The organism is Coleofasciculus sp. E2-BRE-01 (assembly GCF_040221695.1).
GTDB lineage: Bacteria > Cyanobacteriota > Cyanobacteriia > Cyanobacteriales > Coleofasciculaceae > Coleofasciculus.
The window spans coordinates 1-18,777 of sequence record NZ_JAVKEA010000149.1; the positions used below are offsets into that span (position 1 = coordinate 1).

Here is an 18,777-nt window from a genome sequence, read left to right on the forward strand (position 1 = left end):
GCTAGCAATTTTGCCTCACTATGTATTAAAGTTTCCTGTTTGGAAAAAACGTTGTGGATGAATAGATGAGGTCAATGGTGGTAGGTGTTAGGTTTTTTAGCCTCCAACAGACACCCGACATCCGACATCCGACACCCGACATCCGACATCCGACACCCGACACCCGACACCCCACACCCTTGCTCAACCGAGCTTTTCACCTTAAGTTGACACCAATGGGCAATGCCTTGCCCCTACCGGATAGAAATCTGCTCATCGTCCCGGAAAAACTTGACCCGCTTCAATTTGCAGAAAACCAACTACCCTTATAATGGGTAAAAGAATTTGACACTCATCCGGTTAAAAACACGGATAATTCTTGGGCTGATCCTGCCTCCGGTTATCCGCATCAAAGAATTGGTTCACCTTGGGTCTTACGGAGCATTCTTGAGTCTTTAAACTCACTCCTCAAGCTTAAATTCCCGTGTGTCCCACGGTATTCTCATCGCCTTCTCAGGTCTTACATGATGCGGGTCTATCCCAATGTATAAAGCTGCCTCTAGCTCCACACTTTATACAAATTTCCATCCCCTTCTCTCGTTGGAGGGGAGTCAGACGAACTTGAACATCCTCTTAGGTCGAGAGCATACCCAACACATTTTTATTGCACATAATTATAGCAAATACCATTCGGAAGTAAAGAGACTGGCGAATAAATTCGCTTGCTGGATGCAACGCGAAAGTTTCATCCCTCGGTTAAATATGCCCTCGAACGAAGTGAAGGGACGCGAGGGCTTTCACCTTTGCTATCCTGTAAAGAAGTAATAACGACAAGATTTAGGGACACTTAACCTATTGTGTTTGTTCTTAGCGGCTACGAATATTTCCTAGGGTTCTTACTGGCAAGCAGTTTAGTCCCCGTCCTCGCACTGGCAGCCTCTAAGCTGCTGCGACCCAGCATCCGCGACCCCGAACGCCGGACGACTTATGAATCTGGCATGGAACCGATTGGGGGCGCTTGGATTCAGTTCAATATCCGATACTACATGTTTGCCCTGGTCTTCGTGATTTTCGATGTGGAGACCGTATTTCTCTATCCCTGGGCAGTGGCATTCAATCAGCTAGGACTACTAGCGTTTATCGAAGCACTCATCTTTATTGCAATTCTCGTTGTTGCCCTCGTTTACGCTTGGCGCAAAGGAGCTTTAGAATGGTCGTAAACTACCCCGTCCATGGTTAGGCATGGAAGAGGCTTTCCAAAAGCCTATGTTTACCAGCCTAAGTTCTGCCTTGAACGACGACGTTATGTCTAAGTGTTAAAGTTCGTACCTACGGATGCGTAGCTAGTCTGTAGCTCTACAACTCCAGCATTAAACAGGTTATAGGGAAAAGCCAGTGTGTTGGAGAAAGTACCGAGACATAACTTTGGCGAAGCTAACGTTACCCCGAAAGGGAGGGGCGCAAGCCCAATCAAACAACCCATATCCGTACAGGTTAAAAGCACGAGGAAAGTAACTACCCAGGCGACAGGCAAGGGCAATATGTCGAACGTCGGCGAGTAAATCCAAGGCGGTAGGGGTTTAGAGTTTTTTGTACTTTACCTAGGAGGCGCGGCTTTCTAACTGCCCATACTATCTATGGATGAGGTATCCAGTCGCGAATATTTGGATGAATACAGATACAGCAAACGCGGCACCCCAAAAGCCGCAACCCAAAGAAAAAATTCTCAATCCCATCAGTCGTCCTCAGGTCACGCAAGACCTCTCAGAAAACGTCATTTTGACGACAGTAGACGACCTCTATAACTGGGCTAGGCTATCCAGCCTGTGGCCCATGATGTATGGAACCGCCTGCTGTTTCATTGAATTTGCGGCGATGATTGGCTCTCGGTTTGACTTTGACCGATTTGGATTAGTCCCGCGTTCGAGTCCCCGACAAGCGGATTTGATTATTACGGCTGGCACAATCACGATGAAAATGGCACCAGCGCTGGTGCGTCTGTATGAGCAAATGCCGGAACCTAAATATGCGATGGCGATGGGGGCTTGTACGATTACTGGGGGGATGTTCAGCGTCGATTCACCAACCGCCGTGCGGGGTGTGGATAAGTTGATTCCCGTGGATGTTTATATTCCTGGTTGTCCACCTCGTCCCGAAGCGATTATGGATGCGATCGTTAAACTTCGTAAGAAGGTGGCAAATGAGTCTATCCAGGAACGGGCAACTCTGAGCCCAACCCACCGCTATTACAGCACCACTCATAGCATGAAGGTAGTGCCAGATATTCTCACAGGTCAATACTTGCGGTCTGAAAATCGCCACACTCCACCGAAGGAGTTAACCGAAGCGATGGGAATGCCTGTACCCCCCGCACTGAAGTCGTCTCAACAGCAGGAGGTCAATCGTGGCTGAAGAAGAATCCAAAGAACAGACCCAAGAGAATACTGAAGAATCCCCACTCGCTGAGACAGGAGAAGTCCACGGATGGCTGAAGGAAAACGGCTTTGAAACCGAGTTAATGGAACCGGATCACCTGGGAATTGAGGTGATTAAGGTACAACCCGAGGTCTTGATTCCCGTTGCCACGGCTCTGTATGCTTATGGGTTTAACTACCTGCAATGTCAAGGGGGTTATGATGTCGGTCCTGGCGAAGAGTTGGTCAGCTTCTACCATTTAATTAAGATCAGCGATGATGCTGAGCAACCTGAAGAAGTTAGGGTGAAGGTATTTCTACCACGAGAGAATCCCACGATGCCCTCAGTGTATTGGATTTGGAAGAGTGCTGACTGGCAAGAACGGGAAACCTACGATATGTTCGGCATTGTCTATGAAGGACACCCCAACTTGAAGCGGATTTTGATGCCGGAAGATTGGGTGGGCTGGCCCCTGCGGAAGGATTATATCTCGCCTGACTTCTATGAATTGCAGGATGCTTATTAATTTGAGCAACTCCTTCCCATCTTAAAAAGTAGTGCGAGCATCTTGCTCGCCTACTTTTAAACAAGAGTAAGTAAAGTCAGACAATAATGTTTACAGGTAGCTTTGCGAGCCAAATAATTGGTTAAAGATTACCACTTGATTCAGGAAATGTTCGCTTAAATTCCTCAATTAAATCGTCTAGTTCTTCGAGGGCTTGATCAACATCGATTCTCAGAGTACCTAAATTCGGTTCCTCCAACAGTTTAACGAGAAACTCTCGCTTACTCTCAATGACAGTTAGGCGCTCTCGCATGGCTTGTGAGTCCATAATTCCTATCCTTTAGTTTCGCTATTTTTCTAATTGGCAAACCAACAATGATATAAGGTGAGGCGTTCCCTCAACCCAGGCATATCAACGATGTGTGGAGAGGTACACCTAGAAAATAGATCGATTTCCTGGGTCGTACATCTGCCACAACTAAATATTAACATGCTGTTGTTTTATCCTTCCCTTAAGCAAGGAATAAGTTTCCAAGATTTCAGTTGATGATTCAATTACTGAACGGGTATCCTAGCTGAGGAAAGGAGGACGTTTGGATTTAGTCGGTTTATTTTTAATCACTTCGGCAATAAATCGCTTTAATGCCTTTTCTCGATTTTTCATAAACGCTGACCAAAAGCCGGGATAAAATTCATCCATGGTTTTTGCCAACGCCCAAACATCAACAGCCAGAATATTATTTAGGGTTTCATCCTCACGCTTTAACGAATCAAGCTGATCGCGAAAACGGGGGTTTTTTGAGGATGCTTGTTGCTTTTTTTCTTGAATCATTTTAAAAAATGCGGCAATAGAGACAACAGCAGACTAAACAAAACTGGGCTTATAAAAACTGTTTACATACCATGCTACAGAGAAGGTTGGACTTCTGCCGACACAGCGATCGCACTACGAGAGAGCGAATTTGCCTAGTATAACGAACGAAGACAATACGACGTTGACGCTTTTGCCTTTGCTCCCCTAGAGCAATTCAGGCAAGATCCACGATCTAAAACATGGATGTTCTGCACCCGATCATTTCCCATGCCACCCCTTGACACCGATAATAAAGCTAAAGTGATTGTTGTGTAGATAGTTAAATTAAGATGTTACGCAAAATTTCCTTGGGAACGGTAGGATTGTGGGTTGGGGGAGTACTGACCATCATCGGCTTTGTGGCTTATGCCACCGAGAACGCGACCTTAAATTTAGTGGGATTTTTCTACGGCGTCCCCATCTTACTGGGCGGTTTTGCCCTGAAAGCCGCCGAACTCAAGCCTGTACCTTTAAGTCAACCCACACCACCAGACGTGTTGGAACAGCGACAGCAGACAGCTACTCCCATTCAAAACCAAATTCGCCAAGATGTGATGCGTTATCGTTACGGTCAAGACGCTCACTTAGATAGCTCTCTGGAAAGTTTGGGTCTCTCACCTAGCGATGAGGAACGACCAGACCTCAATAGTTTACGAGAAACTGTAGTGGATGGTGCTTACACGTTAGTACTGGAATTTTACTCGCCGCTGATTCCCTTTGAAACATGGGAACAAAAGCGGGAAAAAATAGAAAAATTCTTTGGTCCGAATATCCGAGTTGAATTGAGCCAACCTGAAGAAGACCAGGTTGATGTGGCGTTGATTGCTGCACCTTAACGTTGGTAGGTGGGGACAATTAAAGTTAACGGCGGAGATAGTCATTAGTCATTAGTCATTCGTCATTTGTAAGGAGCCATAGAGTTGGCTCAAAGGCGTGGCACTAATACTATGGGCGAGGATAGAGGCAAAAATTAGCAAGCTGCTAACTACCCAAACCTGGTGATTACCCGTGAGGCGCAGCGCTAGATGAGAGTAGTAAAGAGCCGCAACGCCAATGGGACCAAACCAACCCACGAACAGAGGATCTGAGACACCGTGCAGGCGCTTAATCAAAGGACTGAGAGCCAGGATGGCGGGGAGGCGGCGCAAGAACAAGACGGCTACCACTAGCAGTAAGCCTTTCCAGCCCAGTTGTAGCCAGTCTTGCCAGGGCATGACCAAACCCAATAACAGGAAAATGGGTAGAGTAAAGAAGCGATCCACAGCTTCTTGGATACGCTCTTCCTGGGTTCTTTCCTGAGTATTTACGAGTCCATCAAAGACTAATCCGGTGATAAAAACGGCTAAAATACCATCGCTACCCAGTAACTTTGCTGCCCCCAATGCCAGAAGTGAAAGGGCAATTGTATAAGCCAGAATTGATTTTTTCTCAATTAAGTCCTTCTTTTCAGACCAGACTAATAATCGACCTGCCGTATAGCCCAACAATACAGCAACCACAACAGCGACACCGATTTCCCAAAGTATGGTGTGCATCACCCAATGGGAAATAGCTTCTCCGGGCGATCGCGTCAGGAGTAGAATGGGTAGATAGACGATTGGATATGCTAACCCATCATTCAACCCCGATTCACTGGATATGAGGTGACGTAGGCGTCCGGGAATATTTTCCTCAGCAATGACACCCGTAACAATATCCGTCGAGACAACCGGGTCAGTCGGTGTTACCACTGCCCCAATCACCATCGCTACCCCAAAGGGGAGACCCAATACCCACCATACCAGTAAACCACTACTCAACCACATCAGGGGCATGACTAGCCCCAGTACCACGGCTAAAGACTTCCAGTGTCGGGGAACATATCCTTTGGGTATGCGTAGGGCGACACCCATTAAACCAATGGCAAGAGTTAAACGGGCAGCTTCCTCAATCAAAAGTTCTTTATTGCCCCACCAGCCCGTTATATCAAGCCAACCTAGAACATGGGGACTCATCAGAATACCCAACAGCAGCGCAATAGTCGAGTCGGAAAAATACATCCGCCGCAGTGGTTTAGAGAGTAGCCCCACAGCCACAACCAGTGCGGCGATGGCGGTTATAGCAATGTTTAGCTGATTCATGATGAGTAGGATAGGGCTGGTTTACACAGATTTACCGATTTATTAGTCAATAAATCCCTTGACTAAATTATCATTCTTACAAAAACTTCAATCATTCTTTATAAGTTAATAAGTTAAAATAAAACTGTGAATTTAAGAATATACCTAAAGGTAGATCATAGGAATAGGCAAAGTAATTATGCAGTAATTGTATTGACAAGAATCAACTATATCCAACTATAGAAAGGTGTATTAATAACTATTTATACTGTATACAGCAAAATGAAAGTGATGAGGTAATTAATACGCTCCAACAAATACCCGACCCAGAATATGGAAGTCTGGCAGATGTAGAAAAAGGCGTTGGTGAGATTAAATAGTTAATGAAATTATTGGCATAAAAAAGCAACCACGCCCATTGCTGAGAGGGTTTTAGAGTTTAATTTAAAAAGGTCAATTTACAAGGAACTCCAGACGTTGAAGGTCAGGAGTCCTTTTTTACTAAGGCTTTTCTAGCCGCACGATATACCATTGCAAATATTCTCCAGGTTCCATATCCAAATCACAAGCAGTTTCCATTAAATACTTGGCTTGCTCCTCCACAGAAGAAAACTGCTGTAAATCACGGGGTAAATTATCCTGCCGTGTTGCTAAAATAGCTTTGAGTTTTTCCAGTAACTCTTCAGGTGTGAGGAATTGCTCAGGTTGGTTCGTTTCCAGAACAACATAAGCATCCTCTTGGTACATGATTGAATCAGGCATGGTTCATTCCGGGTATAGTTCAACAGTGATTAGTCTTGGTTCCCCGTTCCTAGGCAGAACCTGGAATGCTCAGAACACAAGGTTGGAGTCATTCCTTGCATTTAGTATAGAAAAATGACAAATGATCCATAACCAATATCAGTATGTTTCTCTCCCTGGAATACGAAAGAGCGTTAGAATCCCTCGGCTATGACTATTTTGATGAAGTCGCCGCCGCCGAATTTCCCTGTCATCACCTGCGGTTCCGTAATGACCAACTGCTGCCAATTTTAGGGTTAGACCCGCAAAGGGTGACAGATGCCGATTTTATCCAGGCGTTTGGTCAGTTTGTCGGCATACGGCCCTTTTTAGCACTACGCTATCACGGGTATCAGTTTGGCGAATATAATTCTAGATTGGGAGATGGTCGCGGCTTTCTCTTTGGTCAGGTGCGGGGAAGTGATGGCGAACTCTATGATTTTGGCACGAAAGGTTCTGGGACAACTCCCTATTCTAGGGGTGCGGATGGTCGATTGACTCTCAAAGGTGGAGTACGGGAAGTTCTAGCGGCGGAAGCGTTGCATGGTTTAGGTGTGCGTACCTCTCGCTGTTTAAGTTTGATTGAAACCGGGGAACATTTGTGGCGAGGGGATGAACCGTCACCCACTCGTTCATCGGTGATGGTACGGATGAGTCGTTCTCATATCCGGTTTGGCACGTTTGAACGGTTGCGCTATTTTAAGCGTCGGGATTTAATTAAAACGCTGCTTGATCATGTCATTGATTATTACTATCCGCATCTATTGCAACAGCAGGATAGAGTTGAGCAATATCGCCAATTTTACGCTGAGTTAGTGAAACGAGTGGCAGAGTTAGCGGCTCAATGGATGGCAGCAGGCTTTTGTCATGCTGTTTTAAATACGGATAATATGTCGATTACGGGGGAAAGTTTTGATTATGGCCCTTATGCGTTTATCCCCACCTATAATCCTGTGTTTACGGCGGCGTATTTTGACTATTACGGACGCTATTGTTATGGCAATCAACCGAGTATTTGTCGGTTGAATTTGGAAATGTTGCAGCAACCGTTAGGCATGGTGATTCCGGTTGCTGATATGGAAGCTGGGTTAGCGGCTTATGAGGAACAGTATTATCAGGCTTATCGGCAGTTGATGCTGAATAAGCTGGGATTTGAGCAAGTGAATGAATCCCAAGGGAATGAGTTATTGAAGAGGACGATTGAGTTGTTAAAGGAAACTCAGGTAGGATATCATGCCTTCTTCACCGAATTAACCCAGCAGTTTCACCCAAGTTGGCGCGATGATGTCTCACAAATTTTTAAGCAGGCGTCTTTTTGCCAGTCGGCTGAACAGCAAGTATTGTTAACCAATTGGCGCGAATTATATCATCATATTTTGCAGGATTTGTCAACGGATGAGTTGGCGAAAATGGCTGAGCGGTTACAGGAGAAGAATCCGAAAACTGCATTACTACGACCGATTATTGAAGATGTTTGGGCAGCTATCGATCGCGACGATAATTGGCAACCGTTTGATGAGTTGGTGAGACGCTTACAAAGAAAAAAATAATCTTATATTTGTCATTTGTCATTTGTCATACTCGCTCCCTTGAGAAGCAAGCTACTGGACTGACACAGCTAAAATTGTGGAATAGATTTGACGTTTAAACCGGGCGCAAGCCTTGCGCCCCTACAATTCTAATCCACCAAATAAGGTGTGCCACGCCACTACGTTTATATAAGGGCTGAAATCAGTGTTAAGTAGTCGGACAAAAGAAAACAGCACCATACTAAGTTTTGTACACAAAGATCAAACCCTTACTGTTCCCTGTTCCCTGTGACACACCGAGCGTGTTACCAAGCGGAGTCGAGGTAAGTCGAGGTGTTCCCTGTTGCCTAATCTCAACCGTTCACGTTAATTGTGTCCACCTACTTATTATTTCAAATAAATCAATAAATTCAGCCCAGGAATAGTCCGAGAAAGTGTCCATAATAACAGGGCAATATAAGCAAGACCCAAACCCCACTGATACCACGCCAATGTACTAATAATACCGGGAACATGTTCCTCTCTCAAGCGAATATCATTAAATCCAAACTTAAGTAAATTATTAAAACTAAAGTCATAATAATTCAGCCAATTCCAGCGACGATCCCAAAGAATCGGCATATAGCGATCGCGGAAAAAGCCAAATCGAGGCATAACTGGGAGGCGTCCAATCAGGAGGCGTAATTGCCGCATTCCTCCATCTTCGACAAAATAGGTGATATTGAGCATATCGTGATAACGCCCTTGCCGATACAGTCGCCACACCAGCAATAGGGGTATAGGGAAGAGAAGTCCCGCCAAACACAATAGCGTCAGCCAGGGTTGTTCACTGGTTTGAAAAATCGCGATCGCACCGCCCACAGTAGCCGCCGCCCCACTCCCCACCATGTACACTGTTTCTAGAGAGGTGGGTAGAATCGGTTTAGGGTAACGTCGCCGCCAACGGTCAAGCAACCAAAACAGCAATCCGAAATAGGCGATCGCAATCATTCCCACGCCGAACACTAAGCCAAAACTGGTACCATCGGCACTTAATAGCAGCAGTAAACTTAATCCCGCCCAGTGTAACCCATCGATTAGCCAATGGCGCGATCGCAGATTGATATCCTCGCGACCCATTAATTGGAGAATGCTACCCAGTAACCGTCCCCACAGTTGTTCTCGTCGTAATCGTTCCCGGAGATAATCTAAGGAATTCGCATCGGGAATTTGTTCTTGTTCGCGAAAGTTGCGGACTAAATTTCGCAGTACATCCTCATTCCCTTCTAACTGGGGAACGGATAGAATTTGTCCCACATGACCCGCATCACCAAAAATTTTAGCTTCGTCGGAGTCAAAGGTCATCCCAGCGACTTTAACATAAGCATTGGGGGAAAAGCGGGTATTACTAAAATCCATTTGGTCGAGTAGACTCGCATCCCGCATTAAAATCGGTTGCTGGAACTGACTTCCTCGAAAGCTAGTGGATTTTTCCCACGTCGCCTCGGTGAGTAACAACGACTGAGTAAACCGACTTTTGCTTAACAACGTGCGATCGCGCCATATCACTTGGGAAAAATCCGCATCTTGTAGCCATTGGCTTCCGGTAAAATTGGCTAACTGCACAAACTCCGCCTGACTAAAATTCCCATTTCCATGAAACGTAGACCGACTAAAATTGGTTATCCCTTTAAACTCCACCTGAGTAAACCCGGCTTTATCAAAGAAGGTATCACCGCTGAAGTTAATATCTCGACCAAACGTAGTGTTACTAAAATCAACAGATTGGCTAAAACTACTCCCTGACCAATCGACTTCCTGGATAAACACAGCCTCAGAAACTTCTAAGCGTTGCAGAAAGAAGGTATTGGCGAAATTAATCGCACCACTTAGACGAGTTTGATTCAGTTTTAGAGTCCCCCGAAAGACTGTAACCGAGGGAACTTGGTCACTGGCTTCGGTAATAAAGCGAGAATCTTTTGCTAATTTTTCTTGTTCCTGTTCAGTTAACAAGGAAGGCAATGTGGCTTGGGAGAGGGCGGTTTGCAAGCCTAATTTGCTAGCGGTAAACTCCCCTTGAATTAAGGATTCACTTAAGTCTAAAGCGAGAGGGGTTTGAGAACGAGTCAGCTTGCTTTGCAGGTGTTGATAGAACTGATCCCGAAAGTCTGTATTCTCGTTGGTTAAATCAATAACGAACTGGTGCAGATCAATCGTGGAAATGCCTTCGCTTTGAATCGGGGATTCTAGGCGTTCTTCCAGGAGTTCCAGGGTTAACGGTTGACGTTCTGGAGTGGCGGCGAAGGCGGGGAGGGGGATGAGGAGGAGAAATGGAAGCAGGAATCCGAGGAGTCGCTTGGGGAAAGGGTATAAGAATTTAATTGGCTTCAAGGCGATTGTATCGTTAAAGGTTCGTTCAATTATTTTACTGTGAAATATGAGATCCTTTTTTCTCCATATTTATCTTTTTATTCTTCACTTTTTACGTACTTGACACCTTACTGCTGAAGCTGGTTGAGTTTATTTTTGGCTGAAAGCAGAAGCTGTTGGGCTTCCAAATAAGGGGTTGTACCATTGGATATCTTTTCCAGTTCATAGATGATTCCCTGTAACTGACTGATAATCCGATAATTGCCGTTTACATCATTGGCATTGGTAGGAGTAAGGCGTAGTAAAATTTGAATTTGGGATTGAGCTTTTTCCAAAGCTTTGACAGCATCGGCTTCCTCTTGCCGTCGGATTTTTATTTGTCCTAAGTTCGCTTTGTATTGTGCCAGTAGTTCTTGTGCTTTTCCATAAGCGGCTAAATCATCATCAGAAATCCGCTCAAGTTCCTGAATCGCCTCTTTCCATAAGTTTTCTATCTGTTCCCACTTAGCAACACTGTGAGGTGGGTTTTGGGCAGCTTTAGCGGCTTGCCAAGAAAACTGTTGTGCAACTAGAATTAAGGTCATGGTACGCTCATTCCCCGCAACTAGACCAACCACTTCTTTAAAATCCCGTTTGTAATTATCGAGTTTAGCTTGTGCTGTTTTACCTGCCAAAGTCTGACCGGGAATTTGCTCTAATTGATCGAGGGCTGAACGCCAATCTGCGATCGCGAGTTGTTTGTCTGTTGGCGTTGAAGCTTGCTGATAGTGCTGTTTGGCTTTCAAAAGTTCTTGTTCGCTATCAGTCAACAAAATCTGAGCATTCTTTTCTTGGAATACCTTAGTTTCTAATTCCCCAAGCTTTTTGCGGACTGTATTGAAGCCATAAATGCTAAAGTACGAGTCATACCACCAATATCTGTATTCTGGTAAATCCTTTAAAAATCCCGTGGGTAACTTGTCAAGATGTTGCTGGGCTGCTTGAAATTTTTGTTCTCCCAACTCTAAGTCAGCTGGACTTGTTGCTTTATTAATTAACCGTTCGGCTTGTTCAACCGCCGTAATAGCTTGTCGGTAGTTAGAGTCTAGGGTGATATAACTGGGTAACAGTAGAATAGGAGCATTCCGTGCCACGGGACGGCGAATGACTGAATAAGGCAAATTAGCAACCCAAATCATCATCGCGACAATGCCAAGGGGGATACCAATTAGTATCATTGTCCAAAAGACTTTAGCTAATCCTCGCCGTTTAGGTTTTCCATAAGTAGCGTAGTAGTTTTTCTCAGCTTGTTTGGCGAGAGCAGTAAGGGATTTGGAGGAAGATTGAGTGGAAGTTGGTGGTTTGAGTATCACAGGTTGGGTACTGATGACTGAGGGATCAATTCCCTTGTTCTGGGCTTGCTTGCGCGGGAACTTGAAGCGTAGGGGGTTGAAGTTAGCCATAAAGCAGATCCACTCATCTTTTTATTTAATTATGCCCTACACTTCGGTAAATTAAGATCCCCCGTCTAGAAATTACAGCGGTAACGGCTGTATTAACACACCCTGCCTTGTGTGAGTATTCAACCGGATTTGACCGGATTTGACCGGATTTGATCGGACGCGATCGCTTGACAAGGTTTCGGTTTTGGGGGATAATTTTTTATAATGGGAAAATGTGCCAGCCTATAGACTCGTATTTGGCGTTTGAGGAAGGTCGATAAGTTGGGAAAACCTCAGGAAAACTTCACGTTAATACTTATATCTTGCACCACTGGCGTTAAACCATCTTGGGTTAAAACCAAAGGAACTCAAAGCTTGCAGTTATCTAACATACGACTGCATCTCTAGTTTTAGTCCATTTTAATGGACTTCAGCTATAAGCCAAGAACTTGCGTTCTTGGCGGGTGTAGGGGCTTATTTTAAATTAGAAGACAACAAGGCGGCGAGTTGGGTTTTAAACTGATTCAATTCAAACAATTCAATTGTTCTTTTTCGTAACATTTCTGGATTGTACACTATTTTATTCAAATAATGTCCTTGGATAATTTCAATAAGTTTGGTAGCAATATCCTCGACATTATTGGGATCAACTAAGCATCCTAATTCCCCACTAGCCAACGGTTGAACAGAACCATCTTGATTCCCGGCTAAAACAGGTTTACCACAGGCTAATGCTTCTAAAAAAACAATGCCAAAGCCTTCCCCCTGACTGGGCATCGCAAACACATCACAAAGGTTATAATGATCGCATAATTCCTCATCTGTCAAAAATCCTGGCAAAGTCACGCAATCATCGAGGTTTAAGCTGGTAATTAAGGTTTGAATCCTCAGTCTATCATCACCTTTACCCGCGAGAATATAGTGAATATTGGGAATATGCTGACGAATTTTGACTAAGGCATGGAGAATTTGATCGTAGCCTTTATGCTTAGCCATACGACCCAGGCGAGCTACTGTTAATATTATCGGTTGATTGGGGGTTATATTATACCGTTGTAGTAAGTAAGTTGGTTTAGAATTTATCTGGAATTGTTTAGAATTAAAAGTATTAAATAATAAATGAATTTTATCGGCATCAATATTTTGCTCTTTAATTAATCTCTGTTTTGTATATTCACTAACAGCAATGACTTTTTCGGCTCCCTGTAATACGAGTTTGTGGGATTTTCTTTGTGTAGACCAAACCTCAGTACCATGAGCAATGAACCAGTAAGGGACTCCATTTATTCGTTGAAGTATATAGCAAGCGATCGCATAGTTGATATGGGTAGATACTACTAAACTTGGACGCTGCCAAATGCCTTGTAAAATTATTGTAATTGCCAAAAGTATAGTTTGTAGCAATCGGGGAAAATGTCCGAAATAGTGAAATTTAGTATGCGGTAGAAATTGAAGATTTTGCAGGTTTTCTGAATCGTTTTTATCATATTTTATAAAAATGTCATAATTGGCATCCGGATATAACTCTTGTAATGATTTGAGCAAGAAAGCTGAATAAACCTGCACTCCTCCCTTAAATTCAAAGATATTAGGGAATATGAGATAGAAATGATTGTTTTTTAATGGGTGTTGTTGAGTCATGGTAAAATCCAAATTTATTTGAGCGTTGGTTCAACTTTTGTTCCTGATATAACTGCTAGGGATAAAAAATACAGCTCAATCGTTGTAAAGGTATAGTCTTCAATGAAAAAGTCAAGCATTTGCGATGCTAAAAATAGAAGTATGAGGACAGTGACAAAATTACTCGGCTTGAGATCCGATGCTATTTTCAACAAGAAACCAATAAACATTAGTAATCCAGGTATTCCCAGTTCTGTACCTATATTTAAAAATATATTATGGGCGTGAAAACCTTTGACACCAAAAATTTGTTTTCCTATATGTTCGGCAAAAACGCCTAGTCCTATGCCTGTTATTGGTTGTTTAGTCATTTCACTAATAGCCGCTTTCCATAAAGCTAATCTCGACAAAGCTGTTGATTTGGGATTTGATATTTTTGTTTCAAGGGAACTCGGGTTGGGAAAGTTTTGATTCAATAGCTCAAATCCAGGAAATATATTACTATTAACTAGTCCTAGTTTATAATTGGCAGGGGGATACAATAAGATACAAATAATTAACAAGAAAGATAACGAAATAAACTTAATGTTATTGATTATTTTTGTTTGCCTAAGTAGAACTAACCCTAAAATAAAGACTAACCATGCATTTCGGCTTGTAGAAATTGCTAGGGAAATAACCAACAGTACTTCGCTGATATAGAAGTAAATTGTAGAAATAATTTTTTTCTGGTATAGAATCAGAGTCAAACTCGCGCCTATCGCCATTAAAACGCCAAACTGATTTGGGTTTTGCATGATTGAACCAATCTGAGGATGGAAGCTGGGATACTTTAACAGTCTAAACATCCACATTTTTGGGAAGACTATTTCTACCCAACCTAAAATAGCTATGACTTGTATTATAACTAATAAAGTTAGACAGTAATATTTGATGTTTTTCGGTTTGGGAAAGTTTAGGCTTAAAAAAGCAATAAATATGAAAAAATAATTGGTGTATTTTATCGCATAAGTTAGGGCAGTGGCTGGAAAATTGCTAAAAAATGCACAGACCCATATCCAGATATATAATAATCCAATAGCTGCCAATATTTTTGAGTGAGCAATACAAAATTGTTTTAGGCTTTTTAGGTTCAAAAGAATTAATAGAGTGGAAAATAAAGGAATCAAGAGATAATGGATACTCAGGCTAAAAGAACTAAAATAAGTGAATTTTACCCGACTCAGGAGAGATGAAAGTAGCAAGCCTATAAAACATATCTTTATGACGATATTTTCTTTTTCTGGTTTAGTAATCATTTTTAGCGTTTAATAGGATGCATTAGGCATGATTAGACTTATTATAATTCCTTTCATCTGAATCTTGCCGTAATGCACCACTATACCTTGCCTAATTCATATAGTGTTTACATTTGAGATGTGAAACTCACTCTGAGAGGAAAAAGGCAATAGGCAATAGGCAATAAGCAATAGGCAATAGCAGGAGAGAGATGCGTCTGTTTTTTGTATCAGGATAAACTGGCATTGGGTTCCATGAATGAGCAAGAAAACGCTATAGGGCAAAAAAGGTGGGCATTGCCCACCTTACATGATTACTGCAACTGTTCAATTAACTGACGTTTTGCCGTATCCAAGGCTTCCGGTAACTTACTGGAATCTCGTCCCCCAGCTTGGGCTAAGTTGGGGCGTCCCCCACCGCCACCGCCGCAAAGTTTGGCAATTCCACCGATAAATTTACCAGCTTGGAGTTGCTTGTCTTTGTGAACTTTAGCGCTAAACGCCGCCACTAAACTAACTTTGCCTTCTGTGGGTACAGAACCTAAAATAACTGCACTTTCGCCCAGTTTTTGCTGAAGTCGTTCCGCTGCGGTTTTCAGGGCGTCGGGTTCAATATCTCCCAGATTTGCCACTAAAACCTTGAACTCACCCACGGATTCAGCTTGACTTAATACCTGATCCGATTTGGCTAATGCCAATTCTTGTTTCACGGCGTCTAATTCTTTCTGAGACGCTTTGAGTTCGTTCTGGAGATTGGTAATTCGATCAGGGATTTCTTCCGGTTTTGCCTTAAAGCGATCGCACAATTCTTTTACCACTTTATCCCGCAGATTCAAATAATCCAATACCGCCGGACCCGCTACCGCTTCGATGCGCCGGATACCGGAAGCAACCCCCGTTTCGGAGACGATTTTAAATACACCAATTTCAGCGGTATTATTCACATGAGTTCCGCCGCAGAGTTCCATAGAAACACCGGGGAAATCAATTACTCGTACCTCATCGGCGTACTTTTCGCCAAACATAGCGATCGCACCTTTGGCTTTGGCGTCTGTAAGTGCCATAATCGCCACATCTGCACCGTGAGCTTCAGCAATCCAAGTATTAATTTGTTCCTCGATTTGGGTCAATTCCTCTGACGTCAGGGAACGGGAACAATTGAAATCAAACCGCAGCCGATCAAAGGCGACTAAAGAACCGGCTTGGGAAATAGACGGATCAACAATCTTTTTCAGCGCCGCTTGTAATAAATGGGTGGCGGTATGATTAGCTTGGGCGCGACGGCGACAAGCGCGGTCAATTTGGGCGGTAACAGTATCCCCTAGGTTTAGGGTTCCCCGTTCCACGCGACCAAAATGGACAAAGAAGTCGGATTCTTTTTTGACATCTTCAATCCGTACTACTAAATTATCGCCCGACAAATAACCGCGATCGCCAATTTGTCCCCCAGATTCGGCATAGAATGGGGTTTGATCCAAGATAATTTGCACCTCTGTACCCGATGGGGCAGAGTCTACCGCTTTCCCTTCGACTAACAAGACTTCGATTTGAGCCGTAGACTGGGGTTCACTATACCCTAGGAATGTCGTGCCATGGATATGTTCAGCTAACTTATCCAAGCTTCCCTGTACCGTCAAATCAATGGTTTTATGGGCATCTCTTGCCCGTTGGCGCTGCTTCTCCATTTCAACGTCAAAGCCTGCCAAATCTACCGGAATCCCTTGTTCTTCGGCAATTTCTTGGGTTAATTCCAAGGGGAACCCGTAGGTATCATAGAGGGTAAAGGCATCGATTCCAGAAATACTATCCGGCTTTTTCGCCAGAATCTCTGCCAATAGCTTCTCGCCGTTTTCGATGCGTTTCAGGAATTGAGATTCTTCGCGTTGCAATTGCGCTTTAATCGAATCATCCCGTTGTCGCACATTCGGATAGGCATCTTCAGCCAGTGCGATCGCGGTGTCGGCGACTTGGGTGGTAAACTCCCCTTGAATGCCAATTAACCGTCCATGACGCACCACTCGCCGGATTAAACGGCGTAGGATATAGCCACGACCCGTATTTGACACGGTAACGCCATCAGCAATGAGATGAACGACAGCGCGAATGTGATCCCCAATCACCTTTAGGGATACTTTGGTTTTCTCGTCACTCTTGGCGTAATCAATGCCAGCAATCTCAGCCGCCGTCTTGATAATCGGGAAAATCAGATCCGTTTCGTAGTTATTGGGAACCTGCTGGAGGATTTGCGCCATCCGCTCTAATCCCAACCCGGTGTCAATATTTTTATTCTGTAGGGGGGTGAGATTCCCGTCTGCATCCCGGTTGTATTGCATGAACACCAGATTATAGTATTCGATAAACCGGGTATCGTCCTCTAAATCGATATCCTTGTCCCCTTTTTCCGGGTGGAAGTCGTAATAAATTTCTGAACAGGGACCACAAGGACCTGTAGGACCCGATGCCCAGAAGTTATCTTCTTCGCCCATCCGCTGGATACGATGGGCGGGGATACCAATTTTATCCCGCCAGATGGCAAAGGCTTCGTCATCTTCTCGAAACACACTCACCACCAGGCGTTCTGGGGGCAATTCAAAGACTTTCGTAGATAACTCCCATGCCCACGCGATCGCTTGTTCTTTAAAATAGTCGCCAAAGCTAAAATTGCCCAGCATTTCAAAGAAGGTATGGTGTCGCGCCGTGCGTCCCACATTCTCAATATCGTTGGTGCGGAGACATTTTTGCGACGTGGTGGCGCGGGAAAAGTCCGACTGGCGTTGTCCCAGGAATATCGGTTTAAAGGGTAACATCCCGGCGATGGTGAGTAACACAGTGGGATCTTCGGGGACTAAGGAAGCCGACGGCAAAACCTGGTGTTGCCGTTTTTCGTAGAAGTCCAGGAATTTTTGTCGGATTTGGTTACCGCTGAGGGATTTGGGAGATTTGGGCATGGTGTTTCACTCACAGACTAGGAATGGATTGATCGGATTTGGGATTTTAGACGCTTAAAGTTACCCATCCTAGAGATAACAAGGTTTATCAGTTCAATTGGGATCTATTTTTACTTATGTTATCGATTGTTGCAGGGTTTTGGGTTCTCATCCCGGTTTCAGCCTAGCTATAACTGGGCGGTTCAAACCGCAGCTACACAAACAAAACCCGCCTGCGCGGGTTTCCACACCCCTCGATTAGTCCTTGTCAAGCGGACTTTGTTTCGTTTGGTTCCGCGATTTCCAATCGCTAGGGCTTATCTTCACTCCTCTTTTCGTGGAGCGTAAATCCTGGATGACTGATTCCACAGTATCAGCTTGAGGGAAGTTTCCCGCTTTGAGGTTATTGTAATGGCGTTGGATTACATCAATATCCTGGGATTGCCAAGAGACAAGACGAGTCACTACGGCTATCTTTTTGGCTAAATCGTTTTGCAGTCGGGGTAAATCCTGAGCATTGTCCCAGACTTGGAGAAACAATTCCAGTGTTTTTTTACCGTCTTCATAGTTGAGTGCGGTAGGAATTGATTCAGGAGAGCCAACCCATTTCAGCAGAGTTTTTACTTCATCAGTACCCCCACTCAGTAAATAAGTTAAAAAACGCCAGTAACTCTCACCTGTGAAATAGGTTAAAGACCTCCATTGTCCAAAATCTGACTGATTGGGTTCATATAGCAGCCCTAAATAGGTCGCAACAGATATAATAGTAATAATAACCCCCTAGAAAAAACACAAATGAACATTATAGATGAACTAAGCTGTTCGGCATTTAAATAGGGTATAATTAAAATAGGAAATCCGAAAAACGAAAAAAATATGTCAGCCAAAAATTATTTGAAACCCGCTCAAAAAGAAAAATTACAAGTTGCTCTAAAAACCGAGAAAAATGCAGATATTAGAGAAAGAATCCTAATACTATTATTGCTGAATGATGGCAAGACACAACAAGAAATCGCAGAGTTT

At 43.8% G+C, this 18,777-nt stretch carries 16 protein-coding genes and 1 pseudogene; 6 read left to right on the plus strand and 11 right to left on the minus strand.

All coding sequences use genetic code 11. The annotated features are described in order from the left end of the window. Positions 1-71: 71 nt before the first annotated feature. Entirely contained in the window at positions 72-200 is a 129-nt protein-coding gene (locus RIG66_RS18550) for a hypothetical protein (protein ID WP_446380238.1), read from the minus strand. A 636-nt stretch (positions 201-836) separates the two neighbouring features. Between RIG66_RS18550 and ndhC the strand changes: the two genes are divergently transcribed. From ndhC to RIG66_RS18565, 3 genes are all read left to right on the plus strand, one after another. Next, the gene (gene ndhC / locus RIG66_RS18555) at positions 837-1,199 is read left to right on the plus strand and encodes a photosynthetic/respiratory NAD(P)H-quinone oxidoreductase subunit C (RefSeq protein WP_446380239.1); all 363 of its coding nucleotides are present in this window, start codon (positions 837-839) and stop codon (positions 1,197-1,199) included. 448 nt (positions 1,200-1,647) lie between these two features. Continuing rightward, a complete protein-coding gene (locus tag RIG66_RS18560) occupies positions 1,648-2,391 on the plus strand; it encodes an NADH dehydrogenase subunit K (protein ID WP_446380252.1) in 744 nt (247 codons plus the stop codon). After that, the gene (locus RIG66_RS18565) at positions 2,384-2,920 is read left to right on the plus strand and encodes an NAD(P)H-quinone oxidoreductase subunit J (protein WP_446378821.1); all 537 of its coding nucleotides are present in this window, start codon (positions 2,384-2,386) and stop codon (positions 2,918-2,920) included. The genes RIG66_RS18560 and RIG66_RS18565 overlap by 8 nt, the downstream gene beginning before the upstream one ends. Before the next feature lie 121 nt (positions 2,921-3,041). On the opposite strand, the gene RIG66_RS18570 is transcribed toward RIG66_RS18565, so the two are convergent. Together RIG66_RS18570 and RIG66_RS18575 are read right to left on the minus strand one after the other, a co-directional pair. Continuing rightward, positions 3,042-3,227 carry a hypothetical protein gene (locus RIG66_RS18570; RefSeq protein ID WP_446380240.1) on the minus strand — a complete coding sequence of 62 codons (186 nt, stop codon included), beginning with the start codon at positions 3,225-3,227 and terminating at the stop codon, positions 3,042-3,044. Positions 3,228-3,470: 243 nt separating this feature from the next. Continuing rightward, entirely contained in the window at positions 3,471-3,731 is a 261-nt protein-coding gene (locus RIG66_RS18575; RefSeq protein ID WP_446380241.1) for a hypothetical protein, read from the minus strand. A gap of 311 nt (positions 3,732-4,042) precedes the next feature. Here RIG66_RS18575 and RIG66_RS18580 point away from each other — a divergent pair, with 311 nt between their 5' ends. Continuing rightward, a complete protein-coding gene (locus RIG66_RS18580; protein WP_446380242.1) occupies positions 4,043-4,588 on the plus strand; it encodes a DUF2854 domain-containing protein in 546 nt (181 codons plus the stop codon). Between the two features lie 51 nt (positions 4,589-4,639). On the opposite strand, the gene RIG66_RS18585 is transcribed toward RIG66_RS18580, so the two are convergent. Together RIG66_RS18585 and RIG66_RS18590 are read right to left on the minus strand one after the other, a co-directional pair. Next, positions 4,640-5,872 (minus strand): cation:proton antiporter domain-containing protein, encoded by a 1,233-nt coding sequence (locus RIG66_RS18585; protein ID WP_446380243.1) that lies wholly within the window; start codon positions 5,870-5,872, stop codon positions 4,640-4,642. Positions 5,873-6,352: 480 nt separating this feature from the next. After that, positions 6,353-6,613, minus strand: a complete 261-nt coding sequence (locus RIG66_RS18590; RefSeq protein ID WP_446380244.1) for a chlororespiratory reduction protein 7 — start codon at positions 6,611-6,613, stop codon at positions 6,353-6,355. Positions 6,614-6,756: 143 nt separating this feature from the next. Here RIG66_RS18590 and RIG66_RS18595 point away from each other — a divergent pair, with 143 nt between their 5' ends. Further along, on the plus strand, positions 6,757-8,181 hold the full coding sequence (locus tag RIG66_RS18595) for a protein adenylyltransferase SelO (RefSeq protein WP_446380245.1): 1,425 nt from the start codon (positions 6,757-6,759) through the stop codon (positions 8,179-8,181). A 366-nt stretch (positions 8,182-8,547) separates the two neighbouring features. Here RIG66_RS18595 and RIG66_RS18600 read toward each other — a convergent pair whose 3' ends face one another. The 6 genes from RIG66_RS18600 to RIG66_RS18625 form a co-directional block, all read right to left on the minus strand. After that, complete coding sequence (locus tag RIG66_RS18600; protein WP_446380246.1) at positions 8,548-10,530, minus strand: pentapeptide repeat-containing protein; 1,983 nt, start codon at positions 10,528-10,530, stop codon at positions 8,548-8,550. Positions 10,531-10,637: 107 nt separating this feature from the next. After that, entirely contained in the window at positions 10,638-11,951 is a 1,314-nt protein-coding gene (locus RIG66_RS18605; RefSeq protein WP_446380247.1) for a hypothetical protein, read from the minus strand. 453 nt (positions 11,952-12,404) lie between these two features. Beyond that, the gene (locus RIG66_RS18610) at positions 12,405-13,571 is read right to left on the minus strand and encodes a glycosyltransferase family 4 protein (protein WP_446380248.1); all 1,167 of its coding nucleotides are present in this window, start codon (positions 13,569-13,571) and stop codon (positions 12,405-12,407) included. A gap of 14 nt (positions 13,572-13,585) precedes the next feature. Further along, positions 13,586-14,848 (minus strand): O-antigen ligase family protein, encoded by a 1,263-nt coding sequence (locus RIG66_RS18615; protein ID WP_446380249.1) that lies wholly within the window; start codon positions 14,846-14,848, stop codon positions 13,586-13,588. 293 nt (positions 14,849-15,141) lie between these two features. Then, positions 15,142-17,775, minus strand: a complete 2,634-nt coding sequence (gene alaS, locus RIG66_RS18620) for an alanine--tRNA ligase (RefSeq protein ID WP_446380250.1) — start codon at positions 17,773-17,775, stop codon at positions 15,142-15,144. A gap of 237 nt (positions 17,776-18,012) precedes the next feature. Further along, the gene (locus RIG66_RS18625; protein ID WP_446380251.1) at positions 18,013-18,294 is read right to left on the minus strand and encodes a hypothetical protein; all 282 of its coding nucleotides are present in this window, start codon (positions 18,292-18,294) and stop codon (positions 18,013-18,015) included. 336 nt (positions 18,295-18,630) lie between these two features. Here RIG66_RS18625 and RIG66_RS18630 point away from each other — a divergent pair. Beyond that, positions 18,631-18,777: pseudogene (locus RIG66_RS18630) on the plus strand (IS630 family transposase); the annotation flags it as partial.